Origin of the sequence: Pseudooceanicola nanhaiensis (genome assembly GCF_020171315.1) — a bacterium.
GTDB lineage: Bacteria > Pseudomonadota > Alphaproteobacteria > Rhodobacterales > Rhodobacteraceae > Pseudooceanicola > Pseudooceanicola nanhaiensis_A.
On sequence record NZ_JAIUZP010000001.1, the window covers coordinates 259,174 to 285,485 of the forward strand.

Consider the following 26,312-nt stretch of genomic DNA (forward strand, 5'->3'; position numbering starts at 1 on the left):
CCGTGATGATGCGCGAGATCGCGCAGGCGGGCGATGCGCCGCTCATCCTCCATGCCAGCAGCGTGGCCCTCGCGGGCCGCGCTGTTCTCGTTCTGGGGGCGGCGGGGCGGGGCAAATCCGGCCTCGCGCTGGAGTTGATGGCAATGGGGGCGGGCCTCGTTGCCGACGACCGGACCTGCCTCACGGCGCGGGACGGGCAGGTCTGGCTCGACGTGCCCGAGACGATCCGCGGCCGGATCGAGGCCCGGCAGGTCGGTATCCTGAACGCTGAGGCCTGCGGCCCTGCGCGGCTGGCGCTGGTGGTCGATCTGGACCGTCCCGAAGGCGAACGGCTGCCGCCGCAGCGCCGGGTAAAAGTGCTGGGGTCCGAGTACCCTTTGCTTCACAATAGTCCCGCGCGGCATTTCCCGGCCGCGATTCTGCAATATCTCAAGGCCGGCCGCCACGCCTGATGGCGAGGCTGGCGCGGAGCCCGGACGACGATGAGTGATCACCCCCCTGCAGACGATCCGACCGCAGCCCGCACAGGTCTCACCCCCGCGGGCGACGCCGTTCAGGGCCGCTCCGCAGGGCCGCGCCTCGTTCTCGTGACCGGGCCCTCCGGGGCCGGGCGGTCCACCGCGCTGCGGGCGCTGGAGGACCTCGACTACGAGACCATCGACAACCTGCCGCTGTCGCTTCTGCCGCGCCTTCTGACGGGGCCGCTGCCCCGGTCGCTGGTGCTGGGCATCGACGTGCGCAACCGGGATTTCTCGCCGCAGAAGATGGTCGAGATCATCGACGAACTGGGCCGCGATACCGTCGTGCCGATGGAGGTGCTCTATCTCGACGCCCGCGCCGACGTGCTGCTGCGGCGCTACTCCGAGACGCGGCGGCGCCACCCGCTCTCCTCCGAGGAGACGGCAGAGGCGGCGATCGAGATGGAGCTGGACCTGCTGGGCCGCATCCGGGCCCGGGCCGACGTGCTGATCGACACCTCGGAGCTGACGGTCCACGATCTCCGGGACGAGATCGGCCGCTGGTTTGCCAGCGACGGAGAGCAGACGCTTGCGATCTCGGTCGAGAGCTTCAGCTACAAGCGCGGGCTGCCCCGGGGTGGCGACATGCTGCTGGACACCCGCTTCCTGCGCAACCCGCACTGGGACCGCGCGCTCAGGCCGCTCGACGGGCGGGATGCGGCGGTGCAGGACTACGTGAAGGCCGATCCGCGCTTCGCCCCGTTCTTCGACAAGCTGCTGGATCTGACCGAGATGCTGCTGCCGGCCTACGTGGCGGAAGGCAAGAGCTACTTCACCATCGGATTCGGGTGTACCGGCGGGCAACACCGCTCGGTTACCTTGGCGGAAACGCTGGCGAAGACCCTTGCGGAAAAGGGCTGGCAGGTGTCAATTAGACACCGAGAACTCGAACGGCGTCAGACCGCCGCCACGACGTGAGATGCTCAGGCGAGCGGAAGGAAACCCGGCTTTGATCGGAATAGTCATCGTCGCACATGGAGGGCTGGCCACGGAATACCTGGCCGCCATGGAGCACGTTGTCGGCCACCTGCCGGGCGTCAAGGCGATTGCCATCGAACCCAACCATGACCGTGGCACCAAGCAGGCGGAAATCTGCGCCGCCGCCGATGCCGTCGATCAGGGCGGGGGCGTCGTCATGGTGACGGACATGTTCGGCGGCTCGCCCTCGAACCTGTCGCTGCGCGCCTGCCAGCCCGAAAACCGCCGGATCCTTTACGGGGCCAACCTGCCGATGCTGATCAAGCTGGCGAAATCCCGCCATCTTGCGCTGTCCGATGCTGTTCGGGCTGCCACCGAGGCCGGTAGAAAATATATCGACAGTCAGAACGTCAGCGGAACCTGAGGCATATGAGCACGACCATCACCCGTAAGCTGAAGATCATCAACGAGAAGGGACTGCACGCCCGCGCTTCGGCGAAGCTGGTGGAAGTGGCCGAAGGCTTCGACGCGCGCGCCGAGATCTCGCGCGACGGCATGTCGGCCTCGGGCGACAGCATCATGGGGCTTTTGATGTTGGCAGCCTCGAAGGGAACCACTATTGAGGTCGAAACCTCCGGATCCGATGCCGAGGCCCTTGCCGATGCGCTTGAGGCGCTCGTGGCCGACCGGTTCGGCGAGGAGATGTAACGGCGCCCCTTGGGGCTGACGGGGAAGAGCAGGTAGCGGCCAAGTGGTAGATTCGTATCATGGCAACCGGCGCGGTGCGGGCAACATGGTGAGGCCCGAAACCTCTGCCGAGACGAGCGGTCAGACGAAGTATGACCGCCGCAGCCTGACCTATTCCAACACCTTCGAGGATCCGCTGCCGCGCAACCTGATCCGCGCGATGGAGTGGATGACCGGCAAGCTGACGATCCTGCGGCTGATCCGCAAGTTCGAGAAGCAGGGCGCGCCGCAGGGGCAGGCCTTCTGGCGGGCCTGTCTGGATGTCATGGGCATCCCGCTGACCACCCCGCAGGCGCAGATCGACCTGATCCCCGAAACCGGGCCCGTGGTGCTGGTGGCGAACCATCCGCACGGCATGGTCGACGGCATGATCCTTGCCGATCTCGTGGGTCGCCGCCGTCTGGATTACAAGATCCTCACCCGCTCGGTCCTGACGGGGATCGACGAGGTGGCCTCGTCCTACATGATCCCGGTGCCCTTCCCCCATGACGTGGACGTGCAGCGCAAGTCGGTCGAGATGCGGGCCAATGCCATGGCGCACCTGAAGGAGGGCGGGCTGATCAGCCTCTTCCCCTCGGGCGTGGTGGCGTCTTCCGAGACGATGTTCGGCCCGGCCATCGAGGCAGAGTGGAACGTCTTCACCGCGCAGATGATCCGCCGCTCGGGCGCGCGGGTGGTGCCGGTCTTCTTCCCCGGGTCCAATTCGCGCTGGTACCAGATCGCCACCCGGCTGTCGCCGATCCTGCGGCAGGGCCTGCTGCTGCACGAGATCGTCCATGCGCTGAACAAGCCGCAGGCGCCGGTCGTGGGCGCGCCGCTGACCGATGCTCAGATGGAACGGCTGCAGAGCGATCCGCGCGGCTTCATGGCCTGGCTGCGGCAGCACACGCTCGACCTCGGGGCCTAAGGAGGCCCGCGCCAGCCGTCCTCAGCTGCGGAACCAGCGGAAGACGGCAGAGGCCAGCCAGCCCGCCACCACCGCGATGACCAGCGACAGGATGCCGTAGACAACCGGCTGGTTCTTGGACAGCGCGAAGAGCCACCGCTCCAGCCCCACCTTGCGCACGTCGATGACCGTCTCGAAGTGAGAGACGACGCGGCCGTCGCGGGTCAGGAAGATCCGGGTGGGATAGGAGCCTTCGGTCAGGTTCGACGGCAGGGTGATCTTGGTGCGGAACAGGGTCTGCTGGTCGAAGGTGACCGCCCCTTCAAGCTGCTGGTAGACGCCCTCGTCCTCGCGGATGCGGATCAGCGCCTCGGTGAAATTGCCGGGATCGGCGACGAACTCGCTCACGCCGACGGAGCGGACCGCGCGGGGGATCGACACCTCGTGGCGCAGGTCCTCCGTCTGGGAGAGGATTTTGCCCAGCGGCCCCGTGGTGGCCACGGCATAGAAACTGGGCGCGCGGTCGATGCGCACCGTGTCGGCGTTCACCCAGATACCGGCCTTGCGGGCCTTGCGGTGCAGGGTGACCGGGCCATCCGGGCCGGCAACGGTGATGATCACCTCCATCGGCGTTTCCGGGATCGGCGTCTGCCGTTTCACCGCGCCGAAGACAAGGATCTCTGACCCGTCGAAACTGGCGGTGATCGCCACCCGGTTCTGGGACAGGCCAAGGACGACTTCCTCGTCTTGCGCGCGCAGGGGCAGGGCGCTGATCAGGAGAAGCAGGAGGAGGGCCGCGATCCGCATCTCAATCCCCGATCGTATAGAGTTCGGAGGGGGTGAGCAGCAGGTCGAGGGCAATCTTGCCGCAGACCAGCAGCACGAGGGCCGCCAGCAGGATGCGCAGTTGCTCGGCCTTCATGCGGGCGCCGATCCATGTGCCGGCCTGCGCCCCGATGACACCGCCAAGCAGCAGCAGCACGGCCAGCGCCATGTCCACCGTCTGGTTCGTGATCGCGTGCAGCATCGTGGTGAAGGCAGCCACGAAGATGATCTGGAAGAGCGAGGTGCCCACGACGACCTTGGTGGGCATGTGCAGCAGGTAGATCATGGCGGGCACCATGATGAAGCCGCCGCCGACACCCATGATCGCGCCCAGCATCCCCACCGCCGCGCCCACGAGGAAGGGCGGAATGACCGAGATGTAGAGGCCGGAGACCCGGAACCGCATCTTGAAGGGCATCTTGTGCGCCCAGTTGCGGTGCCTTGTGCGCGGCGTCGCAGGGCCTGCACGCTTGGCCCGGCGGATGGCGTTCAGGCTCTCGACGAACATCAGGGCGCCGATGATCCCGAGGAAGATCACGTAGCAGAGCTGCACCAGCAGATCGACCTGCCCGATGGCCTTGAGCATGTTGAAGATGAAGATGCCGAGCGCCGATCCGACAAGGCCGCCGATCAGCAGGACGCTGCCCATCTGGAAGTCCACGGACTTGCGCCTGAGATGGGCGAAGAGCGCTGAGACCGAGGAGGCGACGATCTGGTTGGCCGAGGTCGCCACCGCGACCGCCGGGGGAATGCCCACGAAGAAGAGCAGCGGCGTGATCAGGAAGCCGCCGCCCACGCCGAACATCCCCGACAACACGCCGACCAGCCCGCCGATCCCCAGAAGGAGATAGGCGTTCACCGAGACCTCAGCGATGGGAAGGTAGATCGTCATGATCTTTCCTAGCCGGTATTGCCGCGTCGTCGCAACGGGCGATGATTTATGGGCCCCATAGAAGAACGCGCCCCATGGGGCGCGTCCGGTCAGCGTTCCTTGACGTAGGGCTGCCCGCCAGCCCGGGGCGGGATCGCCTTGCCGACGAAGCCGGCGAGGATCACCACGGTCAGGATATAGGGCAGCACGTCCATCACCTGCACCGGGATCACGACGCCGCCGATGTTGATGTTCTGGTAACGCAGCGCCACCGCCTGCAGCAGCCCGAAGAGCAGCGTGGCGTAGAGCGCGTACCACGGCCGCCACTTGGCAAAGATCAGCGCGGCAAGGGCGATGTAGCCCCGGCCGGCCGTCATGTCCTTGGTGAAGCCCGCCTGCAGCCCGGTGGCGAGGTAGGCGCCCGCCAGCCCGCAGAGCACGCCGCAGATGACGATGGCCGCATAGCGCAGCCGCACGACCGAGACACCGGCCGTGTCCACGGCGGCGGGGTTTTCACCCACCGCGCGCAGGCGTAGACCGAAGCGGGTGCGGTAGAGCAGCCACCACGTGGCGGGCACGCAGAGGAAGCCGATGTAGACCAGCGCCGAGTGGCCCGAGATCAGCTCGTAATAGAGCGGGCCGAGGATCGGCACCGGCTGCAGCGTTTCGGCGAAGGGCAGGGTGATCGGCGTGAAGCGGGCCCCGCCGAAGAGCGAGGGCGTGCGGCCACCCTGCTGGAACCAGTCCTGCGCGATCAGCACCGTGATGCCCTGTGCGAACATGGTGATCGCCACGCCCGAGATCAGCTGGTTGCCGCGGAAGGTGATCGAGGCCAGCCCGTGCACCAGCGACAGCAGCGTCGAGGAGACCACCGCCGCCAGCACGCCCAGCCAGACCGAGCCGGTGACATAGGCGATGGCGCCCGAGAAGAGCGCGGCGATGAGCATCTTGCCCTCAAGCCCGATGTCCACCACGCCCGCGCGCTCGGAGTAGAGCCCGGCGAGGCAGGCCAGCAGCAGCGGCGTGGCCAGGCGGACGGTCGAATCGAGGACCTGTAGCAGCGTCATGTAATCCATGGCTCAGCCCTCCTGCCGGCGGCGCAGCGCGAGGAACAGCCGTTCCAGCGGCAGGCGCACCATGTTGTCGAGCGCCCCGGTGAAGAGGATCACCAGCGCCTGGATCACCACGATCAGCTCGCGCGGGATCTTGGTCCAGAGTGCCAGTTCGGCGCCGCCCTGGTAGAGGAAGCCGAAGAGGATCGCGGCCAGCAGCACGCCGAAGGGATGGTTGCGCCCCATCAGCGCCACGGCGATGCCGATGAAGCCCGCGCCCTCGGTCGAGTTCAGCACGAGGCGCTCTGCCTCGCCCATGACGTTGTTGACCGCCATCATGCCCGCCAGACCGCCCGAGATCAGCATGGCGATCATGATGATCTTGACCGGCGAGATCCCGGCATAGACTGCCGCGCTCTCGCTCTTGCCATAGGCGCGGATCTCGTAGCCCAGCTTGGTGCGCCAGATCAGCAGCCAGACCGCGACACAGGCCACGAGGCCGATCAGGAAGGCCACGTTGGCCGGGGCCGCCTTAGAGAAGTTGATGCCGATGGGCGCGAGGATCTCGTGCAGGGTCGGCAGGTTGGTCGCCTCGGGGAAGCGCGCGGTGGCCGGGTCCATCGAGCCCATGGGCTTGAGGATGTTCACCAGCAGGTAGTTCAGCAGCGCGCCCGCGATGAAGTTGAACATGATCGTGGTGATCACGATGTGGCTGCCGCGCTTGGCCTGCAGGTAGGCCGGGATCGCGGCCCAGAGGGCGCCGAAGGCCGCCGCGGCAAGACCTGCGCCAAGTACCGCCAGCGTCCAGTGCGGCCACGGGATGAAAAGACACATCAGCGCCACGCCAAGGCCCCCCAGCGTCGCCTGACCTTCACCGCCGATGTTGAACAGCTGCGCATGGTAGGCGACCGAGACGGCCAGCCCGGTGAAGATGAAGTTGGTCGCGTAATAGAGCGTGTAGCCCCAGCCGTAGGTGGAGCCGAGCGCCCCGTCGACCATCAGCTTGAGCGCCGCGAGGGGGTCTTCGCCGATGGCGAGGATCACCAGCGCCGAGATCAGCGCCGCCAGCAGCAGCGAGATGAGCGGGATCAGGACGATATCCGCCCATGCCGGCATCTTGTCCATGGATCAGGTCTCCGTTCCGGTGGAGGGGCAGGGGGGCGTCTCAGCCATTGGGCGGCGTCTCCCCCTGTTCCACGGCTTCCATGTTTTCCTCGATCGCCTTCCAGGCGGGCTGGTCGGGTTCGCCCTCGATGCCTGCCATCAGCAGGCCCAGTTCCCGTTCGTCGGTCTGTGCCGGATCGCGGAAGCCCATGATCCGGCCGTCGAACATGACCGCGACCCGGTCCGAGAGCGACATGATCTCGTCCAGCTCGACCGAGACGAGGAGGATCGCCTTGCCCTGGTCGCGCAGGCGCACGATTTCCTGGTGGATGAACTCGATCGCGCCGATGTCCACGCCGCGGGTGGGCTGGCCCACCAGCAGCAGGTCGGGATTGCGCTCGATCTCGCGGGCGACGACGATCTTCTGCTGGTTCCCGCCCGAGAAGTTCTTGGCCGCGAGGCGCGGGTTGGGCGGGCGCACGTCGAAGCGTTCCATCTTGCCCTCGGTCTCGCGCAGGAGGCCCGCGTTATCCATCAGCGGGCCCTTCTGGTAGGCGGGATCGCGGTGATAGCCGAAGGCCACGTTCTCCCACGCGGCAAAGTCCATGATCAAGCCTTCGCGCTGCCGGTCTTCCGGCACATGGGCGATGCCCGCCGCGCGCCGGGCCATGCCGTCGGCGCTGGGGCCGGACAGGGCCAGCGGCTGGCCGTTCAGGGTGATCTCGCCCTTGGCGTTCAGGATCTGGCCGCCCAGAACCTGCATCAGCTCGGACTGGCCGTTGCCCGCCACCCCCGCGATGCCGAGGATCTCGCCCGCGCGGATGTCGAGGGAGATGCCGCGCAGACGCTCCACCCCCTGTTCGTCGGTGACCTGCAGGTTCTTGACCGACAGGATCGTCCCGCCGGGTGTCGCGGGTTTCTTGTCCACGCGCAGCAGGACCTTGCGGCCCACCATCAGCTCGGCCAACTCCTCGGGGCTGGTCTCGGCGGTCTTCACGGTCGCCGTCATCTCGCCGCGGCGCATGACGCTCACCGTGTCGGTGATCTCCATGATCTCGCGCAGCTTGTGGGTGATCAGGATGACCGTCTTGCCCTCCTTGCGGAGGTTGTCGAGGATGCGGAACAGGTGGTCGGCCTCGGCCGGCGTGAGCACGCCGGTGGGCTCGTCCAGGATCAGGATCTCGGCCTGCCGGTAGAGCGCCTTGAGGATCTCGACACGCTGCTGGTGCCCGACGGAAAGCTGCTCGATCACCGCGTCGGGATCGACGTTCAGCTCGTACTCGCGCGACAGGTCCGTCAGCGAGCGCCGCGCTTTGGCCAGCGAGGGGCGCAGGAGCGGGCCATCCTCGGCGCCGAGGATGACATTCTCGAGGACGGTGAAATTCTCGACCAGCTTGAAGTGCTGGAACACCATGCCGATGCCCGCCGCGATGGCGGCCTGGCTGTCGGGGATGGACGTGGGCTTGCCGTCGATCAGGATCTCGCCGCGGTCGGCCTTGTAGAACCCGTAGAGGATCGACATGAGCGTGGATTTACCGGCGCCGTTTTCGCCGATGATCCCGTGGATCGTGCCCTTCTTGACCGAGATCGAGATGTCCTTGTTGGCCTGGACGGGTCCGAAGGCCTTGGAAATCCCTCTCAGTTCAATGGCTGGAGCGGCAGTTGCCTGCCGCTCCTGTGTCGTCGTTGCGCCGGTCACGGGATTACTGGACCGGGCAGGTGCTGTCGGTCATGTAGTCGTGCACCGCGATCTCGCCCGAGGCGATCTTGGTGGCGGCGTCGTCCACGGCGGCCTTCATCTCGTCGGTGATCAGCTCTGCGTTGAACTCGTCGAGGGCATAGCCCACGCCGCCGTTCGACAGGCCCATCACGTTGATGCCGACCTCGAGGTCGGTACCGGCCTTCATCGCGTCATAAACCGCGTTGTCGACGCGCTTCATCATCGAGGTCAGGACCGAGCCGGGGTGCATGTAGTTCTGGTTGCTGTCCACGCCGATGGAGTAGATGCCTTCGTCCGCAGCGGTCTGCAGCACGCCCACGCCCGAACCGCCGGCGGCGGCATAGACCACGTCCGCGCCCTGGCTGATCTGCGCCTTGGTCAGCTCCGAGCCCTTCACCGGGTCACCCCATGCGGCGGGGGTGGTGCCGATCATGTTCTGGATCACGGTCGCATCGGGGTTGGCCGCCTTGACGCCCTGCGCATAGCCGCAGGCGAACTTGCGGATCAGCGGGATGTCCATGCCGCCGACGAAGCCCACGGTGCCAGACTTGGACGCCATCGCGGCCATCATGCCGACGAGGTAGGAGCCTTCGTGCTCGTTGAAGACGACCGAGCGGACGTTGGGCTGGTCGACGACCATGTCGACGATGGCGAACTTGGTGTCGGGGTAGTCGGGGGCGACTTCACCCAGCACGTCGCCGAAGGCGAAGCCGGTCATGATGATCGGGTTGGCGCCCGATTCGGCGAAACGACGCAGCGCCTGTTCGCGCATCGCTTCCGAGGTCATCTCGATCTCGCGGAAGCTCTCACCGGATTCTTCGGCCCAGCGGGTCGCGCCGTTGAAGGCGGCTTCGTTGAAGCTCTTGTCGAACTTGCCGCCCAGATCGTAGATCAGCGCAGGTTCGGCGGCGACGGCACCGGCGGTCAGGGCGAGGCCCGCGGCCGCGCCGAGGAATTTCGTCATCAGGGTCATTGTCGTCTCCCGGTTGGTAGAGGCGCCCGGTGCACTTGTCCGGCCCGGTCGCGCCTTCGGATCTTGGTTGATCAGACACGATTTAGGACTGACGGCCCTTTGGGGGTCAATAGCAAACTGGCCCGCCCCGGCGTTGGATTGCCTAACGGAACCGGGGGTTACGTCAATTGCTTGCTCAGGATTTCAGCATCCACGGGATCGCCTTGCGGCGTGTGGTAGTAGCCCCGGCGCCGTCCGGTAAGCTGCCAGCCCGCGCCGGTATAGAGGCCGCGCGCCGCTTCGTTCGTCACCGCCACCTCGAGGAAGGCCGTCGCCGCCCCCCGTGTCCGCGCCGTCGCCTCGAAGGCGGCCAGCAGGCGGGCCCCGCTGCCTTGGCGGCGCGCGGTGGGGGCGACGGCGATGGTCAGCAGTTCGGCCTCATCCGCGATGACGCGGCCAAGGATGAACCCCGCCGCGCCGTCTGTCTCGACAAAGCAGAGCGGCGAGGCGAGGAAATCCGCGAAATCCCGGGCCGGCCATGGCGCAGGCATGACGAAGCTCGCCCCGTGGATGCGGGCGAGGTCCTCGGGGGTCATGTCAGAACCCAGTTCTGGCCCCAGTTCAGGCCCCTGTTCAGGCATCATCGAGGATACGCGGTGCCGGGTCGCGCGGCGGGGCGGCATCGGCTGGCTTGAGGTAGAGCGGCGCGGGGGCGGCCAGCCCTTCTGTCGCGGCCTGTGCGGCGACGCGGGCGATGGCCTCGGCCAGCGCCGGGCCTGCGGGGGGCAGGGCGGGATCGCCGGCCTCTGCCGCGGGCAGCAACTCGGGCGTGCCGCCGGGGGCGAAGACATAGAGATGATCGCGCGGCGCGGGAACGGCGGCGCTGCGCCAGGGGGCCAGCAGTGCGATGGCCTCGAAGGTGCTGACCCCGACGGCGGGGATGGCGAGCGAGAGCGCCAGCCCGCGCGCGGCAGAGACAGAGATGCGGATGCCGGTGAAATTGCCCGGGCCCACGCCCACGCCGATGCGGTCAAGCTCGGCCCAGGTGACGCCGCCCTCGGCCAGCACCTCCTCCAGCAGGGGGAAGAGCCGTTCGGCCTGGCCGCGGGTCATCTCTTCGGCGCGGGCCACCAGCAGGGTGTCACCCCGCAGCAAAGCGGCCGCGCAATGCGCGGCCGATGTGTCGAACCCGAGGGTCAGAAGATCGGACATGAGACCGGGTCAGACCGCCACGGGGCGGACTTCGGTCACTTCCGGGATGTAGTGCCGCAGCAGGTTCTCGATCCCCATCTTCAGCGTCAGCGTGGACGAGGGGCAGCCTGCGCAGGCGCCCTGCATGTGCAGGTAGACAACGCCGCGGTCGAAGCCGTGGAAGGTGATGTCGCCACCGTCCTGCGCCACGGCGGGCCGCACGCGGGTGTCGAGCAGTTCCTTGATCTGGCCCACCACTTCGCCGTCGGGGCCGTCATGCTCGGCATGGCCGGCCGGGGCGACGCCCTCGCCTGCCATCACGGGCTGGCCGGACTGGTAGTGTTCCATGATCGCGCCGAGGATCGCCGGCTTGATATGGTCCCATTCCGTTGCTTCGGTCTTCGTCACGGTGACGAAGTCATTGCCGAAGAAGACACCGGCAACGCCGGGCACGGAGAAGATGCGGGTCGCGAGCGGCGACGCGGAAGCGCCCTCGGCGGTGGGGAAATCGGCTGTGCCGGTGTCCAGCACGGTCTGACCGGGCAGGAACTTCAGCGTGGCGGGATTCGGGGTGGATTCGGTCTGAATGAACATCTGTGGCCCCTGTTTTGCTGTGGAACCCTATATGCGCCTCGTCCTGCGCCGGGTCAAGGTTTGGAACGATTCTAAATTGGCGGCCTGAGTGTCTGCCAGTGCCCGGGTCAGGTGATGGCTTCGAGCCGTTCCTTGGACATGTCGCCGGGCACGATGGTGACAGGCACCGGCAGGCTGCCTGAGTTGCGCGACATCTGGGTGACGAGCGGCCCGGGCCCGGCCTTTTCCGTCCCCGCCCCAAGGACCAGAACGCCGATCTCGGGGTCTTCCTTGATCTGGGCGAGGATCTCGGGCACGGCCTCGCCTTCGCGGATCACCAGTTCCGGGTCGATGCCCTGCCGGTCACGCATCCATTTCGCGAAGACCTCGAAATGCGCCACGATCCGCTCGCGGGCCTCCTCGCGCATGATGTCGCCCACGCCGAGCCAGTGGTTGAATTCCTCCGGCGCGATGACCGAGAGAATCGCCACGCCGCCGCCGGTGTTGGCGGCCCGCATGGCGGCAAAGCGCATGGCGTTCAGGCATTCACGGCTGTCATCGAGGACGACGAGAAACTTGCGCATGGTGATAGACCCCTCTTCGGCGCGGATCATGACAGCCGGGCGGGGGGCAGGCAATGGGCTAGCGCCACGGGGGGACGGCAAGCCGCGCCCGGGTGGGGCGGCTGGCCCCAGGGCCGCGCCAACAGGGCTTGCACGAACGCCTCCTTCCGCTATACCCCGCCCTCGCGCGGAGGGCCGGATGGCCGCGGCAGCCTGCTGTCGAGGAAAGTCCGGACTCCACAAGGCAACGGTGCCGGGTAACGCCCGGCGGGGGCAACCCCAGGGAAAGCGCCACAGAAAACAGACCGCCCTGGCCGGACCATCGGGTCCGCCTTCGCGAGAAGGGGCAGGGTAAGGGTGAAACGGTGGGGTAAGAGCCCACCGCGGGACGGGCAACCGGACCGGCACGGCAAGCCCCACCGGGAGCAATGCCAAATAGGGACCCCGTCGCGGGCCGGTCGCGCAAGCGATACCGCCGCAGGATCGCCTTGGTTCGAGGGTCCGGGTTGGCAGCTATAGGCGCGGGGGCGATCCCGCGTTCAGATGAATGGTCATCCAGGGGATTTTTTCCCCGGACAGAATCCGGCTTACAGGCCCTCCGCGCAAAAAATCACAGCCCCGAGGGAACCCGTTGCAGGCGTTCCGGAATTTCACGCCAGCGAGAGGCCGCGGGCGGCGGCGTGATCATTTTTCCGCCGATGATTTCCGGGCTTGGCGGCGCTAACATGCCAATGTTCAATGATTTTTTCCGGGAACCCTCGGTGAGGCGGCGGGTTGTGCTGCCGATGACAACGCGGCCTGCCACATCCCTCGAACGGCGGGCCTTCCTGAGGAGGACGAAGTTATGAAAACCATGTTCCAGACCACCAGCCGCGCTGCCCTGATCGCCCTGATTGCTGCCGCACCGATCTCTGCCGCATATGCCCAGACGGCATCCGAAGAAGCCCCCGCCGACGCCCAGATCATGCCCGAAGCCGATGCCTCTGCCTCGGCTGATGTGACCGCGCCGGAGACCGGTGCCGCCGACGAAGTGGCCGCAGAAGAAACGATGCCCGCCGATCCGTCCACCGACATGGCGTCGGACGACATGATCCCGGCAGACGGTTCCACCGACATGGCCGCCGACAGCACGATGCCGGCCGACAGCGCCACCGGCATGGGCGCCGATGTGGGCACCGACATGTCCGCCGACACGGATATGGCCGCCGCCGAAGAGCCCGCCAAGCCGGTCGATGGCCAGATCACCATGCAGGACGGCGACACGATCCTTGCGCAGGACCTGCTGGGCGCCACCGTCTACAACGACATGGACGAGAACGTCGGTGACATCTCCGACTTCATCATCTCCATGGACGGCAACGTTGAAGGCGTCGTGATCGGTGTCGGCGGCTTCCTCGGCCTCGGCGAGAAATCGGTCGCCATCGAGATGGCCGCCCTCGACGTGGTGGCAGATGATGCGGGCAACCCGCGCCTCGTGACCTCGGCCACCCAGGCCGATCTGGAAGCCGCGCCCGAGTTCGTCACTGCCGATGAACAGGCCGCTCAGGCCGACAACGATGCCATGATGAACTCCGGTTCGGCTGGTACCACGGCCCCGGTGGAATAATCCGGCCCGATCTCCGGGGCCGCATGACAGGTCCCATGCAGGGGGTGGCTTCGGCTGCCCCCTTTTTCGGTCCGCCCCGCGTCCTGGGGGGAGGGGCCGTTTTTCTGCCTATTCCGCCAAAAACCTCTCCGATGGTGGTTGACTCATCGTCGGGCATCGGTAAAAGGCGGGCTTCATGAGATTTCACGGGCGACGTGCACCCTTCAGGGTGCCGCACCCCGCGCAGGAGAAGACAAATGGCGAAGCCGACCACCATTAAGATCCGCCTGAACTCGTCCGCGGGCACGGGCCACTTTTACGTGACCAAGAAGAACGCTCGCACGATGACCGAGAAGATGACCGTACGCAAGTACGACCCGGTCGCGCGGAAGCACGTCGAGTACAAGGAAGGCAAGATCAAGTAAGCCCTCCGACGGACTGACAAGATGCAAAGCCGCGCCCTTCCAGAGCGCGGCTTTTCTCTTTCCGGGTCGCGCCCTGTCTCCCTCTTCCGACAGGACATGATCCCATGTGTGACACGCTCACGATCCGCCCCGCCGCGCCCCCGGATGCCGAGGCCCTCAGCCGGTTATTGAGCCGGTCCTACCGCGCGCTGCTGGCCACCGACTACGCCCCCGCGCTCCTCGCCGAGGCGCTGCCCTACATCGGGCAGGCCCGGCCCGCACTGCTGGGCTGTGGCACCTACTTCCTCACCCAGGACAGCGATGGCCGCCTGATCGCGGCCGGTGGCTGGACGGACACCTCGCCCCACGGGCGGGCCGCCCGCACCGGCGAGGCCCACATCCGCCATGTGGCCGTCGATCCCGACGCCATCCGGCAGGGCCATGGCCAGCGGCTGCTGGGCCATATCTTGGCCCATGCCCGTCACGCCGGGGTCACGCGGCTGCATTGCCTCTCAACGCTCACCGCCGCCCCGTTCTACCGGGCGCAGGGCTTCGAAACGCTGGCCAAGGTCGAAACCCGCCTCGTGCCGGGCCTCTATTTCCCGGTGGTCCAGATGCAGCGCAGCCTCGCCTGACGTCTTCATCCACTGTTCGCAAATATCCTCGGGGGGAGGGGCCGCAGGCCCCGGGGGGCAGACAGCCCCCCCCCTCACACGCCGGAGGCCCGCGCAGCCGATTGCCCAGGGGCCGCAACTCCAGATGCGGTCCCGCCCGGGGGCGGGGCAAAGAAAAAGGGCCGGTCCCGCAGGACCGGCCCCCGAAAGGCATCAGGCTGGAGGGCTTACTCGCGGTTGCCCATCAGCTGCAGCAGGAACATGAACATGTTGATGAAGTCCATGTAGAGGTTCAGCGCGCCCATGATGGCGGCCTTGCCCAGCCATTCGCTGTCGCCGGTGTGGGCGTGCTGCAGGTAGGTCACCTTGATGTTCTGGGTGTCATAGGCGGTCAGGCCGGCGAAGATCAGCAGGCCGAGGATGGTGATCCCGAAGGCCAGTGCGCCCGAGCCGATGAAGATGTTCAGGATCGAGGCCACGACGAGGCCGATCACACCCATGATCAGGAAGGAGCCCCAGCCGGAGATGTCCTTCTTGGTGGTGTAGCCCCAGAGCGACAGGCCCGCGAAGGAGATCGAGGTCACGAGGAAGACCTGGGCGATCGACATGCCGGTGAAGGCCACGAAGATCCAGCTCAGCGACAGGCCCATGACGGCGGCGAAGGCATAGAAGAAGAGCTGTGCGCCGGCGGCGGACAGGCGATTGATGGCCGCGCCGAAGGCGAAGATCATGCCCAGCGGGGCGAACATGATGATCCAGCCGAGGATGTTTGGCTGCAGGGTCATCGGATCGCGGAAGATGCTCAGAAGCTCGGGGCTGGAGCCGACGGCCCATGCCACGAGGAAGGTCAGGAACATGCCCACGGACATGGTGCCGTAGACCTTGTTCATGTGGGCGCGCAGGCCCTCGTCAATCGCGGCGCTGCGCGTGCCGGCAGCAGTGCGCATCGTGTTGAATTCAGCCATTCAAGCCTCCCGAAAACAGGTACGCGTCCCGATTGGGACAGTTCGCTTGGAAATATCGGGAAGGAAGGCGCGTATTTCAAGAACTTGTGTTCCCGAAATAGATGCATCTGTCTGACATTTACGTCAGCGCCCGCCGGTTTGGCCAAATGGGCCGTTCCGACGGGCGCAGGGCCCGTGCATCGGGCCGGCGAACCGGAGGGTGGGCACCCGCGGACGCTGCGAGGGGGCGCAGTCTGCGGGCGGTCCGGTCCGTATCAGGGCTGGGTCAGCCGCGCAGGCCGCGCAGGTCCCAGGCCGGGCGCTGCGATTCCTTGAGCGCCTGGGCACGGGTGACCCCGATGTCGTTGAGCAGGGCGTCGTCCAGCTCAGCCAGCTTGCTGCGGCTGCGGGACACGGCCATGAGGGTGAACAACCAACCCAGGATCGCAAATTGCGGCCGGGGGGTCGTCACGGTGCGGGTGTTGAGTTGCGTGAAGGTCGCCATCTTCCATCCTTTCCGTTTGCTGATAAGTCCGGCGTCTTGAATTATTTCTGTTGATGGATATGGCCCAGTATGATCAATATTGAAAATGAATGTTCCTTCGGTCTGACATCAAGAACGGTGATGTAATGCGAAATCTGGATATGACCGCACTGCGCAGCTTCGTGGCGGTGGCCGACCACGGCGGCGTCACCCGGGCGGCCGGCGTTTTGAACTTCACCCAGTCGGCGGTCTCCATGCAGCTGAAAAGGCTGGAGGATCTGCTGGGCCTCGCGCTGCTGGACCGGGCCAACCGCAAGGTGGCCCTTACCGCGGAGGGCGAGCAGCTGCTGGGCTATGCGCGGCGCATGGTCGAGATGAACGATGAGGCCATGTCGCGTCTGACCAGCAAGGTTTTCGAGGGCGAAGTCCGACTCGGGGTGCCCCATGACATCGTCTACCCGGTGCTGCCCCGGGTCCTGCAGCGCTTCAACGCCGAGTTCCCGCGCATGAAGGTGCATCTGGTCTCGGCCTATACCACCTCTCTCAAGGAAGACTTCGCGCGCGGAGAGCTGGACATCATCCTCACCACCGAGGTCGCGGTGGGCGAGGGGGGCGAGACGTTGGACCAGCGCCCGCTGGTCTGGATCGGCGCGCCTGATGGCACGGCGTGGCGGCAGCGGCCTCTGCGGTTCGCCTCCGGCCGGCACTGCCTGTTCCGCCCGCGTGCGATTCGCGCCCTCGAAGAGGCCGGCGTCGACTGGGAGAATGCCGTCGAGACCGACAGCGATCGCACCGTCGAGGCCACGATTTCCGCCGACCTTGCCGTCGGTGCGATGATCGAGGGCACCGAGGCCTCCTATCTCTCGACCATCGAACATGGGGGCGACCTGCCGCAGCTGCCGGCGCAGAACATCAACATGTATCTCCAGCCCCGCACCGCGGGCGAGGTGACGGAGCGCATGGCCGACATGCTGCGCAACGGCTTCCGCTGCAAATAGGTCAGATCGTGATCACCACCTTGCCGGTGGAGCGGCGGCTGCGCAGCAGCTCCAGCCCTTCCTCGGCGCGGTCCAGCGGAAGGAGGTGGCTGATGTGGGGGCGAATCTTGCCCTCCTGATGCCAGGCGACCAGCTTGGCGAGGCTCTCGGTCAGGACCTCGGGGCGGAACTTCAGGTAGCCGCCCCAGTAAAATCCCATCAGGTCGATGTTCTTCACCAGCATGTGGTTCGGCTTCACCTCGGGCAGCGTGCCGCTGGCAAAGCCGATCAGCAGGATGCGGGCCTCGGGCTTGCAGGCGCGGAAGGCGGCGGTGAAGAGGTCTCCGCCCACCGGATCATAGACCACATCCGCCCCGCCGAGCGCCTTGACCTCGTCCCGCAGGTCCTGCGTGCCGCTGTCGATCAGGTGGTCGGCCCCCGCCTTGCGGGCAATCTCCAGCTTGTCGGCGCCGCGTGCGCAGGCGATCACCCGGGCGCCCATCAGCTTGCCGATCTCCACCGCCGTCAGCCCCACGCCGCCCGCGGCCCCCAGCACCAGAAGGGTCTCGCCGGGGGCGAGTCGTGCTTTGTGCGCCAAAGCAACGTGACTCGTGCCATAGGCGATCTGCAGCGCCGCCGCGTCTTCGAAACTCATTGTTTCAGGAAGCGGGACAGCCCGGTCGACTGCAAAGCACCCGTACTCGGCGAGTCCGCCGGACCCGCCGAAGATCGCCACCCGGGTTCCGTCCGGTGGCGCGCTGGTGTCTGGCCCGGATTTGATCACGGTCCCCGACACCTCCATACCCATGGTAAACGGAAGCGCGGGCATATCCTGATATTTTCCGTCGATCATCAACGTATCGGCGAAATTCAGCCCGCAAGCCTTTATTCTGACGAGTATTTCGCCGGGCCCCGGTTCCGGGATCGGCGTGTCCGTCCAAACCGGGCCTGCGCCGAAAGACGTGATTTGCAGTGATTTCATCCGCGCCTCATCTGATAGAGCGGGCACAGGTTAGGGGCGATTGGTCACGGCGTGCAATCTTTTGCAGTGGCAAAGGCGCTCGTGCCCCTGTCGCGGGGTTGCGTAGCTGGCCACAGCTATGCAGCTTACCCGCTAGAATTGTTGCTGCCGCGCGGAAGTACTCGCGTGTCGTGTGTATCTTTCTTGATTTGAAGGTCAAAGCTGTTACGATCAACGCCACGCTGAAGGGATGCACGGCGTAATTTAACTAGGGTCTGGGTTGGGGCGGCGTTTTGGCGCTCCTCTTCTTGTGCCCATACTAGTAAGGTAGTTGAAGGAGCCGCCATATGACTCACCCTGTCGATGTTCATGTTGGTAAACGCATCCGTCATCGTCGCTGGCTTGTCGGTATGACCCAGCAACAACTGGCAGAGCGTGTTGGGATCAAGTTTCAGCAGATCCAGAAGTACGAGACCGGTGCCAACCGTGTCAGCGCCTCCCGCCTTTGGGACATCGCGGATGCGCTCGACGTGCAGGTCAGTTTCTTCTTCGAAGGGCTGGAAGATGGTCAAGCCGAACGTGAGCAGGGCAATGTGCCCGCCGATCTGATGGGCGACAAGGAAGCCCTGGACCTCATCCGGTCCTATTACTCCATCCCGGAGAATCAGCGTCGTCGCCTGTTCGAACTCGCCCGCGTCCTGTCCGACGTGGCTTGAGCGAACGGCTCTGCTGCGGTAGCCCTGCCCTCTGTAGCACAGAGGCGGGGCCGACATGACACCTGAGCAGATCGCAGACATCATAGACACGGCCCATGCGTTGGCAGATGCCGCACGCAGGGCCGTGTTGCCCCATTTCCGGCGTACGGATCTGACGGCGGACAACAAGGATGCCGCGGCCTTCGATCCCGTCACCGTGGCCGACCGCGCCGCCGAGGCCGCCATGCGCGACATCCTCGCCGCCCGCCGTCCCGAGGATGGCATCCTCGGAGAGGAGATGGGCAACGTCGAGGGGACCAGCGGCCTGACATGGGTGCTCGACCCGATTGACGGCACCCGCAGTTTCATCAGTGGCACACCCACCTGGGGCGTCCTCATCGCCCTCTCGGACGAGAGCGGCCCGATCTTCGGCATCATTGACCAGCCCTACACCGGCGAACGTTTCGTCGGCGGCCTCGGCCTGTCCGAGATGACCGGCCCGCTTGGCAAGGTGGCCCTCGGGGCGCGCCCCGCGCGTGCGCTTTCAGAGGCGACGCTCTTCTCCACCTTCCCCGAGGTCGGCACCCCCGCCGAGGGCGCCGCCTTCCGCGAGGTGGCCAAGGCGGTGCGACTGGTGCGCTATGGCACCGATTGCTACGCCTATGCGCTGCTGGCGGCAGGCCAGATCGACCTCGTGATCGAGGCCGGTCTGCATCCCTATGACGTGGGCGGCCCGATCGCGGTGATCGAGGCCGCGGGCGGCATCGTGACCAACTGGGCGGGCGGTAAGGCCCATGGCGGGGGTCGGGTTCTGGCGGCTGCCAATGCCGAGGTCCACGCCGCGGCGCTTGAGATCCTGTCCGAAGCCGGGCTCGACCGATCGTAGGTCGGGTGGGCTAACGGCAGGCGCCAACAACCGGGGGCAGTGAGAGGGGCGAGCGCCCCGTCACGCTGGCGCGACGGGGCCGCTTCTGCGTAACTGGGGGAAGAGACCCAGCCGCCGGAGGCCCCCATGACCGAGACCCTGATCCGCGGTGCGGACCGCATCCTGACCATGGACGACGCGCGCCTCGAACTGTCGGGCGCCGACATCCTGATCCGGGATGGCAAGATCGTGGCGCTGGGGCAGGGGCTGGACACCACGGGCGAGGTCGTCTCGGCCACGGGCTGCGTCGTCACGCCGGGCCTCGTGAATACCCACCACCACCTCTACCAGAGCCTCACCCGCGCGGTGCCCGGCGGGCAGGATGCGCTGCTCTTCGGCTGGCTGCGCACGCTCTACCCGATCTGGGAGCGCTTCGGTCCCGAGGAGGTCTATGTCTCCGCCCTCACCGGGCTGGCCGAGCTTGCGCTGTCGGGCTGCACGATGACCTCGGACCATCTCTACCTCTATCCGAACGGTGCGCGGCTCGATGACACGATCGCCGCCGCGCGCGAGATCGGCCTGCGCTTCCATCCCACCCGCGGTGCCATGAGCATCGGCGAAAGCGCGGGCGGCCTGCCGCCGGACAGCCTCGTGGAGCGGGAGCCCGCCATCCTCGAGGATATGATCCGCGTGGTCGATGCCTTCCACGATCCCTCCGAGGGTGCCATGGTCCGCGTCGGCCTCGCGCCCTGTTCGCCCTTCTCGGTCAGCCGCGAACTGATGCGCGACGCCGCGCTGCTGGCCCGCGACAAGGGCGTCATGCTGCACACCCATCTGGCCGAGAACGACGAGGACGTGGCCTATTCGCTGGCCACCTTCGGATGTCGCCCCGGTCAATATGCCGAAGACCTCGGCTGGACCGGCGCGGACGTCTGGCACGCCCATTGCGTCAAGCTCGACGGGCAGGAGATCGACCTCTTCGCCCGCAGCGGCACCGGCGTCGCCCATTGCCCCTGTTCCAACTGCCGTCTCGGCTCGGGCATCGCGCCGGTGCGCGCCATGCGCGATGCGGGGGTGAAGGTGGGCCTCGGCGTCGATGGCTCGGCCTCGAACGATTCCGGCAACCTCGTGCTCGAGGCCCGGCAGGCGATGCTGCTGCAGCGTGTCGCCCGCGGGGCCGATGCCATGTCCGCCCGCGAGGCGCTGGAGATCGCGACGCGGGGCGGGGCGGATGTACTGGGCCGTCCTGACTGCGGCCGCCTCGCGCCGGGCAAACGCGCCGATATCGCCGTCTGGGATGTCTCGGGGGTGGAAAGCGCGGGCAGCTGGGATCCGGCCGCGCTGCTTCTGGCCGGTCCCACGCGGGTGCGCGATCTCTTCGTTGACGGCCGCGCGGTGGTCCGGGATCATCAGATGGCGACGGTTAGCCTTTCCTCAATCCTCGCGCGACAGACTGCCCTTGCCACGGCCCTCATGGGCTGACCCTTGCCCGGAAGGCATGTCATGATCCAAAGGACCTCCCGCATTCTTCACCGCGGACAGACCCCGCGACACGCCCTCTGCATTCTTCGGCGATGGGGCAGGGCGCTTGGCGCTTGCCTCATCGGCCTCTGCCTCGCGTTGCCCGTGGCGGCCTCCTCGATCCCCAACGGGCTCCGCTTCACGGTCGATCCGCGCGCTCAGGGGCAGGCCAGCGCCTCCCTCGCCGGGGAGGTGAACGAGATGCGCCGCCAGCAGGGGCTGCCCCTGCTGCGCAGCCTCGGAGAGCTGGACCGCATCGCCGCCGCCCGCGCCGCCGACATGGCCCGGAACGGCTATTTCAGCCACTACGACGCCCGTGGGGAAACGGTGATCAAGCGGGTGCGCGAGTCCGGCCTCTCCTCCTGCCGGACATCTGAGAACATCGCCTTCGGACAGGACACGCCGCTGCAGACCGCGATCGAATGGATGCGCAGCCCGGGCCACCGCAAGGCCATGCTCGACAGCAAGGTGGACTACATCGGTACGGCCCGCGCCGTCGCACAGGGCCGCGCCTACTGGGTCGCGGTCTTCTCCCGCCTCTGCTGATCCCGCCTGCGCCGCGTCAGCGCGCAAGCCGTGGCTGACCGGGGCCACTCGCGCCCCGCGCCAATGGAGCCACTCAGCCCCTCTCATCCACTGTTCCCAAATATCCTCGGGGGAGTCGCGTCAGCGACGGGGGCAGACAGCCCCCTCTGCGTCCTCACCGTGCATCTCACGATACAGAAGTGCGCCGACCACCTGACCCCGCGCGGGACGCCTCGGCTCCTGCGTGAGTGTCGCCATGATCCCGGGGACGGTCGCGGTGATACGGGCGCCCCCAACTGACGTTCGGCTCCGGCACCCTCGCGGACGTGTATCCGGCCCTCTCCAACAGGCGGCGAGGCTACCCGACCGTCAGTCTTCCTCGAAGGGGTCCCACTCGTCCTCGACCTCGGGCAGGGCCTGCGCCTCGGCCTCGGCGGCGAGGGCCTCGGGCGTCCGCACCTCGAGGATCTTCGCCTTCGGGAAGGCGGAGAAGAGCGCCTGCACCAGCGGATGGGCGGAGGCCTCGGCCTCGATCGCCAGCCGCTGCGCATCGCGCTTCTGGGCGATGGTTTCCTCACCCGGCTCATTGCTGACGATGACGGCCCAGCGGTTGCCGGTCCAGCGCTGCAGCGCGCTGCCCAGCTTCTGGGCGATGTCCTTGGGCGCATCGTCCGTCGGGCGGAACTCGATCCGTCCGGGGCGATAGCTCACCAGCCGGATGAAGGTTTCCGCCTCCCATTGCAGCTTGGCGTCGCGGTGGGCGCGGATCAGTTCGATGACATGGTCGTAGGTCGGGTAGCGGGCCAGCGCCGCCTCGGCCTCCTGCGCGCGCAGGGCGACAGGGCCGCCGCCGCCACCACCGCCCGCGGGACGGCCATAGGCCATGGTCGCGCCCGCGCTCCCGGCCGGACCACCCGTCGCTCCCCCGTTCGGCCCCCCGTAGGCGCCTCCATTCGGGCCCCCGTTCTGGCCCCCATCGGGGGCCGCGCCCGGTCCGCCTGCGGGCCCGGAGGGCATCGGCGGCGGCGGGCTGTCCTGCAGCCGCCGGATTAGGTCCTCGGGCGAGGGCAGCTCGGCCACGTGGGTCAGCCGGATCACCGCCATCTCGGCGGCCATCATCGCGTTCGGCGCGACCGAGACCTCCTCCAGCGCCTTCAGCAGCATCTGCCACATCCGCGTCATGGCCCGCATCGGCAGCCGGTCCGCCAGTGCCAGCCCGCGTTCGCGCTCGTCAGGGCTGACGGTCGGGTCCTCGGCGGCATCGGGGGTGATCTTCACCACCGAGATCCAATGGGTGATCTCGGCCAGGTCGCGCAGCACCGCCATCGGGTCGGCGCCATCGGCATATTGCGCGGAAAGCTCGGCCAATGCCGCGGCCGTATCGCCGCGCATGATCGCCTCGTAGAGGTCCAGCACGCGGCCCCGGTCGGCGAGGCCCAGCATCGCGCGCACCTGGTCCGCGGTGGTTTCGCCCGCGCCATGGCTGATCGCCTGGTCCAGCAGCGAGGTGGCGTCCCGGGCCGAGCCTTCGGCGGCCCGCGTGATGAGCGAAAGCGCGTCATCGGTGATCTGGGCGCCTTCGGAGGTGGCGATTTTGCGCAGCAGCGCGATCATCACCTCGGGCTCGATCCGGCGCAGGTCGAAGCGCTGGCAGCGCGACAGGATCGTCACCGGCACCTTGCGGATCTCGGTGGTGGCAAAGATGAACTTCACATGCGCGGGCGGCTCTTCCAGCGTCTTGAGCAGCGCGTTGAACGCGCTGGTCGAGAGCATATGCACCTCGTCGATGATGTAGATCTTGTAGCGCGCCGAGGCCGCCCGGTAGTTCACGCTGTCGATGATCTCGCGGATGTCGTTGACGCCGGTATGGGACGCGCCGTCCATCTCCATCACGTCGACGTGGCGGCCTTCCATGATCGCGCGGCAGTGTTCGCACTGGCCGCAGGGCTCGGTCGTGGGGCCGCCCTGGCCATCGGGGCCGATGCAGTTCATGCCCTTGGCGATGATCCGGGCGGTGGTCGTCTTGCCCGTCCCGCGGATGCCGGTCATGATGAAGGCCTGCGCGATCCGGTCGGCGGCAAAGGCGTTCTTGAGCGTGCGTACCATCGCCTCCTGGCCGACGAGGTCGGCGAAGGTCTCGGGGCGGTATTTCCGCGCGAGTACCTGGTAGGCGGGTTTGGTTTCGGTGGCGTCGCTCATGTTCGTTCCGGGCCCTGCTTCACCGCGCCAAGGTAAGGGGAGGGCGCGCCAAGATCCACCCGATAGCGGCTTCCCCCGGGCTTGCGGTGTGATAGTCTCCGCCCATGCAGGCCAATACCCCGTCCGACATCGCGAACGCCGCCCCCGCAGGCAGGCTTTACTGGAGCCTTCTGGCCCTCTGGGCGCTGGCCTTTGCCGGGTCCTTCGCCATGCCTGCGCTGATCACCGTCTCGACGACCGGCTTCGCGCCGGGGATCGGGCGGGTGCTCTGGCTCTCGGGGCTGCAGTGCCTCGCCTCGCTTCTGGCGCTCGTGATTCTCGTCCGTGGCCGCGGGCTGGCCCCGGGAAGCACCGCGCGTCGGCTGCGCTGGCTGCCGGCCGGGCTGGCGATGCTCGTGCTGGCCGTGATGATCGCCATGACGATCTCGGCAGACATGCGCTAAAGGGGATAAGGTGAGAGGCTGGACAACGACCCAAGCGGGGCTCGTTACGGCTGCTTCCTTCCGGACCTGACCGGGTTGGCGAGGTGCCTGCCCGCGCCAACCTCTCGAGCGGCGATATAGGAAAGACGGGCGCCTATTGCAACCCGTCCCATCCACTGTTCGAAAATATCCTCGGGGGGTGCGGGGGGCAGACAGCCCCCCGTCCTCGATCCCGATCCCGCGGTCAGAGCGTGATGCGGAACCGCGCAAAGCCGTCGGGGCCTTCGCCCGCCGGTTCGATCTGTACGCCCTTCACCTCAGCGGCATAGTCCGCCGCCTTCGGGCCGGTGTCGAAGAGCACGGTGGTGCCGTCCATCGGCGCGAAGGTCCAGTTGGCATCGGCGGAGGGCTCGATCGTGCCCTGTTCCACGATGTAGCGCACGATCACGTCGCGGTTGGTGTCCGGGCCTTCGAAGATGATCGTGTCGCCCATGGCGCCGGGGAAGCTGCCGCCGCCGGAGGCGCGGTAGTTGTTGGTGGCCACGACGAACGTCATGTCGTCGGTCACCGGCGCACCATTGTAGGTCAGGTTCACGATCCGGCTGGCGTCGGGGTTCGCCATCTCGCCCTTGGCCGTGAAGCGCGACGGCTGGCTCAGGTCGATCTGGTAGCTGACCCCGTCGATCACGTCGAAGTTGTAGCTGGGGAAATCGCTGTTCAGCAGGACCTGATCGGCCTCGCCGGGGGTGATCTGGTTGAACATCCCGGCAGACCGCTCCAGCCAGCCCTTGAGCTGAGCGCCGGTGATCTTCACCGCGCGGATCGTGTTCGGATAGAGGTAGAGATCCGCCACGTTCTTGATCGCCACGTCGCCCACGGGCACGTCGGTGTAATACTCAGGGCCGCCCCGGCCACCGGCCTTGAAGGGCGCCGCGGCGGAGAGCAGCGGCAGGTCGGCATATTCCGTCCCCGCCAGCATCTGCTTGATGTACCAGGTCTGCGCGATCGAGACGATCTGCACCGAGGGATCATCGGCTACGAGGGCGAAGTAGGAGTAAAGCGGGGCCGAGGTCTTGCCGACGGCGCGGCGGACATAGGCCAGCGTTTCCTCGTGCTGCTGCCGGACGGAGCTTTCGACCGTGTCGACGCTTTCCACCAGCGGGGTGATCGAGCGGTCTTCGTTGCGCTTGTAGATCGGCCGCGTGGCGACCTCATGCATCAGCACGCGCCAGCCGCCGCCGTCACGTTCCAGCATCAGGTCGATCACGCCAAGGTGCGAGCCCCAGAAGCCGCCCATGGTGGCGGGCTTGCCGTGGATCTCGCCCTTGGCCGCATCCACGGCGGCATAGCCGTCGTAGGTGGGGGAGGGGAAGACGAGGTGCGAGTGCCCGGTGAGCAGCGCATCGATCCCCTCGACCTCGGCCAGCGGCACGGAGGCATTCTCCATCCCCTCGCTGTGGTCGGCAGAGCCGATGCCGGAGTGGCTGAGCGCGATGATGATGTCGGCGCCTTCCTCCTTCATCTGCGGCACATAGGCCCGGGCGGTCGCGACGATGTCGCGGGCCTGCACGTTGCCTTCGAGGTGCTTGCGGTCCCAATTCATGATCTGCGGCGGCACGAAGCCGATCAGGCCGACGCGGATCGGATGTTCCACGCCCGAGCCGTCGGTGACCATCCGATCGAGGATCACGTAGGGCTTCAGCAGGGTCTTGTCGCCGGTCGGGCTGGCGGCCATCTCCTTGACCACGTTGGCCGAGATGACGGGGAAATTGGCGCCCGCGACCGACTTCATCAGGAAGTCGAGGCCATAGTTGAACTCGTGGTTGCCCAGCGTCGAGGCGTCGAAGCCAAGGGTGTTCATGGCGGCGATCACCGGGTGGATGTCGCCCTCCTTCATCCCGCGCTCATAGGCGATGTAGTCGCCCAGCGGGTTGCCCTGCAGGAAGTCGCCGTTGTCCAGCAGCATCGAGTTGGTCGCCTCGGCGCGGATGTCGGCCACATGGGCCGCGGTCCGCGCCAGACCCACGGTATCGTCGGGCCGGTCGGCGTAATAATTGTAGGGGAAGACATGCACATGCAGGTCGGTCGTCTCCATGATGCGGAGATGCGCCTGATTCACGGCCGCGCGGGCCGAGAAGGGATGCAGGCTCAGCAAGGATGCGCCTGCCATGGACTGTGCCAGAAAACTCCGGCGCG

Annotated in this window: 29 protein-coding genes and 2 other RNA genes; 15 read left to right on the forward strand and 16 right to left on the reverse strand. The window is 66.9% G+C overall.

The window, feature by feature from the left end:
• Nucleotides 1-5: 5 nt before the first annotated feature.
• The 5 genes from LCM32_RS01145 (at nucleotide 6) to LCM32_RS01165 (ending at nucleotide 3,090) form a co-directional block, all read left to right on the forward strand.
• Nucleotides 6-452: an HPr kinase/phosphorylase gene (locus LCM32_RS01145; RefSeq protein ID WP_224819225.1), complete on the forward strand. Its 447-nt coding sequence runs from the start codon at nucleotides 6-8 to the stop codon at nucleotides 450-452.
• Between the two features lie 30 nt (nucleotides 453-482).
• Nucleotides 483-1,436, forward strand: coding sequence for an RNase adapter RapZ (rapZ, locus tag LCM32_RS01150; protein ID WP_224819226.1), 954 nt, complete (start codon nucleotides 483-485; stop codon nucleotides 1,434-1,436).
• 31 nt (nucleotides 1,437-1,467) lie between these two features.
• Nucleotides 1,468-1,860: a PTS sugar transporter subunit IIA gene (locus tag LCM32_RS01155; protein WP_224819227.1), complete on the forward strand. Its 393-nt coding sequence runs from the start codon at nucleotides 1,468-1,470 to the stop codon at nucleotides 1,858-1,860.
• Nucleotides 1,861-1,865: 5 nt separating this feature from the next.
• Nucleotides 1,866-2,144: an HPr family phosphocarrier protein gene (locus LCM32_RS01160; RefSeq protein WP_224819228.1), complete on the forward strand. Its 279-nt coding sequence runs from the start codon at nucleotides 1,866-1,868 to the stop codon at nucleotides 2,142-2,144.
• Nucleotides 2,145-2,229: 85 nt separating this feature from the next.
• A complete protein-coding gene (locus LCM32_RS01165; RefSeq protein ID WP_224819229.1) occupies nucleotides 2,230-3,090 on the forward strand; it encodes a lysophospholipid acyltransferase family protein in 861 nt (286 codons plus the stop codon).
• Between the two features lie 21 nt (nucleotides 3,091-3,111).
• Here LCM32_RS01165 and LCM32_RS01170 read toward each other — a convergent pair whose 3' ends face one another.
• The 10 genes from LCM32_RS01170 to LCM32_RS01215 form a co-directional block, all read right to left on the reverse strand.
• Nucleotides 3,112-3,876, reverse strand: coding sequence for a TIGR02186 family protein (locus tag LCM32_RS01170; RefSeq protein ID WP_224819230.1), 765 nt, complete (start codon nucleotides 3,874-3,876; stop codon nucleotides 3,112-3,114).
• A 1-nt stretch (nucleotide 3,877) separates the two neighbouring features.
• Entirely contained in the window at nucleotides 3,878-4,786 is a 909-nt protein-coding gene (locus LCM32_RS01175; RefSeq protein ID WP_224819231.1) for a sulfite exporter TauE/SafE family protein, read from the reverse strand.
• An 89-nt stretch (nucleotides 4,787-4,875) separates the two neighbouring features.
• Complete coding sequence (locus tag LCM32_RS01180; RefSeq protein ID WP_224819232.1) at nucleotides 4,876-5,841, reverse strand: ABC transporter permease; 966 nt, start codon at nucleotides 5,839-5,841, stop codon at nucleotides 4,876-4,878.
• A gap of 3 nt (nucleotides 5,842-5,844) precedes the next feature.
• The gene (locus LCM32_RS01185; RefSeq protein ID WP_224819233.1) at nucleotides 5,845-6,942 is read right to left on the reverse strand and encodes an ABC transporter permease; all 1,098 of its coding nucleotides are present in this window, start codon (nucleotides 6,940-6,942) and stop codon (nucleotides 5,845-5,847) included.
• Nucleotides 6,943-6,982: 40 nt separating this feature from the next.
• On the reverse strand, nucleotides 6,983-8,620 hold the full coding sequence (locus tag LCM32_RS01190; RefSeq protein WP_224819234.1) for an ABC transporter ATP-binding protein: 1,638 nt from the start codon (nucleotides 8,618-8,620) through the stop codon (nucleotides 6,983-6,985).
• 4 nt (nucleotides 8,621-8,624) lie between these two features.
• The gene (locus LCM32_RS01195; RefSeq protein ID WP_224819235.1) at nucleotides 8,625-9,614 is read right to left on the reverse strand and encodes a BMP family lipoprotein; all 990 of its coding nucleotides are present in this window, start codon (nucleotides 9,612-9,614) and stop codon (nucleotides 8,625-8,627) included.
• Nucleotides 9,615-9,772: 158 nt separating this feature from the next.
• On the reverse strand, nucleotides 9,773-10,189 hold the full coding sequence (locus LCM32_RS01200; RefSeq protein ID WP_224819236.1) for a GNAT family N-acetyltransferase: 417 nt from the start codon (nucleotides 10,187-10,189) through the stop codon (nucleotides 9,773-9,775).
• A 37-nt stretch (nucleotides 10,190-10,226) separates the two neighbouring features.
• Complete coding sequence (tsaB, locus tag LCM32_RS01205) at nucleotides 10,227-10,805, reverse strand: tRNA (adenosine(37)-N6)-threonylcarbamoyltransferase complex dimerization subunit type 1 TsaB (protein WP_224819237.1); 579 nt, start codon at nucleotides 10,803-10,805, stop codon at nucleotides 10,227-10,229.
• A 9-nt stretch (nucleotides 10,806-10,814) separates the two neighbouring features.
• Nucleotides 10,815-11,378 carry a NifU family protein gene (locus LCM32_RS01210; protein ID WP_222491827.1) on the reverse strand — a complete coding sequence of 188 codons (564 nt, stop codon included), beginning with the start codon at nucleotides 11,376-11,378 and terminating at the stop codon, nucleotides 10,815-10,817.
• Nucleotides 11,379-11,485: 107 nt separating this feature from the next.
• On the reverse strand, nucleotides 11,486-11,941 hold the full coding sequence (locus LCM32_RS01215; RefSeq protein WP_224819238.1) for a universal stress protein: 456 nt from the start codon (nucleotides 11,939-11,941) through the stop codon (nucleotides 11,486-11,488).
• Nucleotides 11,942-12,107: 166 nt separating this feature from the next.
• Between LCM32_RS01215 and rnpB the strand changes: the two genes are divergently transcribed.
• From rnpB to LCM32_RS01235, 4 genes are all read left to right on the forward strand, one after another.
• Nucleotides 12,108-12,526, forward strand: an RNA gene (rnpB, locus tag LCM32_RS01220) — RNase P RNA component class A.
• A 238-nt stretch (nucleotides 12,527-12,764) separates the two neighbouring features.
• Nucleotides 12,765-13,526, forward strand: a complete 762-nt coding sequence (locus tag LCM32_RS01225) for a PRC-barrel domain-containing protein (RefSeq protein WP_224819239.1) — start codon at nucleotides 12,765-12,767, stop codon at nucleotides 13,524-13,526.
• Nucleotides 13,527-13,762: 236 nt separating this feature from the next.
• Entirely contained in the window at nucleotides 13,763-13,930 is a 168-nt protein-coding gene (gene rpmG, locus LCM32_RS01230; RefSeq protein ID WP_008885060.1) for a 50S ribosomal protein L33, read from the forward strand.
• Between the two features lie 104 nt (nucleotides 13,931-14,034).
• A complete protein-coding gene (locus LCM32_RS01235) occupies nucleotides 14,035-14,544 on the forward strand; it encodes a GNAT family N-acetyltransferase (RefSeq protein WP_224819240.1) in 510 nt (169 codons plus the stop codon).
• 206 nt (nucleotides 14,545-14,750) lie between these two features.
• Here the strand turns inward: LCM32_RS01235 and LCM32_RS01240 are convergent, their stop codons facing one another.
• The gene (locus LCM32_RS01240) at nucleotides 14,751-15,488 is read right to left on the reverse strand and encodes a Bax inhibitor-1 family protein (protein ID WP_224819241.1); all 738 of its coding nucleotides are present in this window, start codon (nucleotides 15,486-15,488) and stop codon (nucleotides 14,751-14,753) included.
• A 265-nt stretch (nucleotides 15,489-15,753) separates the two neighbouring features.
• Nucleotides 15,754-15,972: a DUF1127 domain-containing protein gene (locus LCM32_RS01245; protein ID WP_224819242.1), complete on the reverse strand. Its 219-nt coding sequence runs from the start codon at nucleotides 15,970-15,972 to the stop codon at nucleotides 15,754-15,756.
• A gap of 125 nt (nucleotides 15,973-16,097) precedes the next feature.
• Here LCM32_RS01245 and LCM32_RS01250 point away from each other — a divergent pair, with 125 nt between their 5' ends.
• Nucleotides 16,098-16,949 carry a LysR family transcriptional regulator gene (locus tag LCM32_RS01250; RefSeq protein WP_224819868.1) on the forward strand — a complete coding sequence of 284 codons (852 nt, stop codon included), beginning with the start codon at nucleotides 16,098-16,100 and terminating at the stop codon, nucleotides 16,947-16,949.
• Between the two features lies 1 nt (nucleotide 16,950).
• Here the strand turns inward: LCM32_RS01250 and LCM32_RS01255 are convergent, their stop codons facing one another.
• A complete protein-coding gene (locus LCM32_RS01255) occupies nucleotides 16,951-17,910 on the reverse strand; it encodes an NADPH:quinone oxidoreductase family protein (RefSeq protein ID WP_224819243.1) in 960 nt (319 codons plus the stop codon).
• Between the two features lie 326 nt (nucleotides 17,911-18,236).
• Here LCM32_RS01255 and LCM32_RS01260 point away from each other — a divergent pair, with 326 nt between their 5' ends.
• The 4 genes from LCM32_RS01260 (at nucleotide 18,237) to LCM32_RS01275 (ending at nucleotide 21,516) form a co-directional block, all read left to right on the forward strand.
• Nucleotides 18,237-18,605, forward strand: coding sequence for a helix-turn-helix domain-containing protein (locus LCM32_RS01260; RefSeq protein WP_224819244.1), 369 nt, complete (start codon nucleotides 18,237-18,239; stop codon nucleotides 18,603-18,605).
• Between the two features lie 55 nt (nucleotides 18,606-18,660).
• A complete protein-coding gene (gene hisN / locus LCM32_RS01265; RefSeq protein WP_224819245.1) occupies nucleotides 18,661-19,470 on the forward strand; it encodes a histidinol-phosphatase in 810 nt (269 codons plus the stop codon).
• Nucleotides 19,471-19,596: 126 nt separating this feature from the next.
• Nucleotides 19,597-20,931 carry an 8-oxoguanine deaminase gene (locus LCM32_RS01270; protein ID WP_224819246.1) on the forward strand — a complete coding sequence of 445 codons (1,335 nt, stop codon included), beginning with the start codon at nucleotides 19,597-19,599 and terminating at the stop codon, nucleotides 20,929-20,931.
• A 144-nt stretch (nucleotides 20,932-21,075) separates the two neighbouring features.
• Nucleotides 21,076-21,516 (forward strand): CAP domain-containing protein, encoded by a 441-nt coding sequence (locus LCM32_RS01275; RefSeq protein ID WP_224819869.1) that lies wholly within the window; start codon nucleotides 21,076-21,078, stop codon nucleotides 21,514-21,516.
• Between the two features lie 348 nt (nucleotides 21,517-21,864).
• Here LCM32_RS01275 and LCM32_RS01280 read toward each other — a convergent pair whose 3' ends face one another.
• Complete coding sequence (locus LCM32_RS01280) at nucleotides 21,865-23,694, reverse strand: DNA polymerase III subunit gamma/tau (RefSeq protein ID WP_224819247.1); 1,830 nt, start codon at nucleotides 23,692-23,694, stop codon at nucleotides 21,865-21,867.
• 104 nt (nucleotides 23,695-23,798) lie between these two features.
• On the opposite strand from LCM32_RS01280, the gene LCM32_RS01285 reads away from it, so the two are divergent.
• Entirely contained in the window at nucleotides 23,799-24,137 is a 339-nt protein-coding gene (locus tag LCM32_RS01285; protein WP_224819248.1) for a hypothetical protein, read from the forward strand.
• 8 nt (nucleotides 24,138-24,145) lie between these two features.
• On the opposite strand, the gene ffs is transcribed toward LCM32_RS01285, so the two are convergent.
• Both ffs and LCM32_RS01295 read right to left on the reverse strand, forming a co-directional pair.
• Nucleotides 24,146-24,244: signal recognition particle sRNA small type (gene ffs, locus LCM32_RS01290), an RNA gene on the reverse strand.
• Between the two features lie 116 nt (nucleotides 24,245-24,360).
• Nucleotides 24,361-26,286 carry a bifunctional 2',3'-cyclic-nucleotide 2'-phosphodiesterase/3'-nucleotidase gene (locus LCM32_RS01295; protein WP_412070652.1) on the reverse strand — a complete coding sequence of 642 codons (1,926 nt, stop codon included), beginning with the start codon at nucleotides 26,284-26,286 and terminating at the stop codon, nucleotides 24,361-24,363.
• Nucleotides 26,287-26,312: the final 26 nt, after the last annotated feature.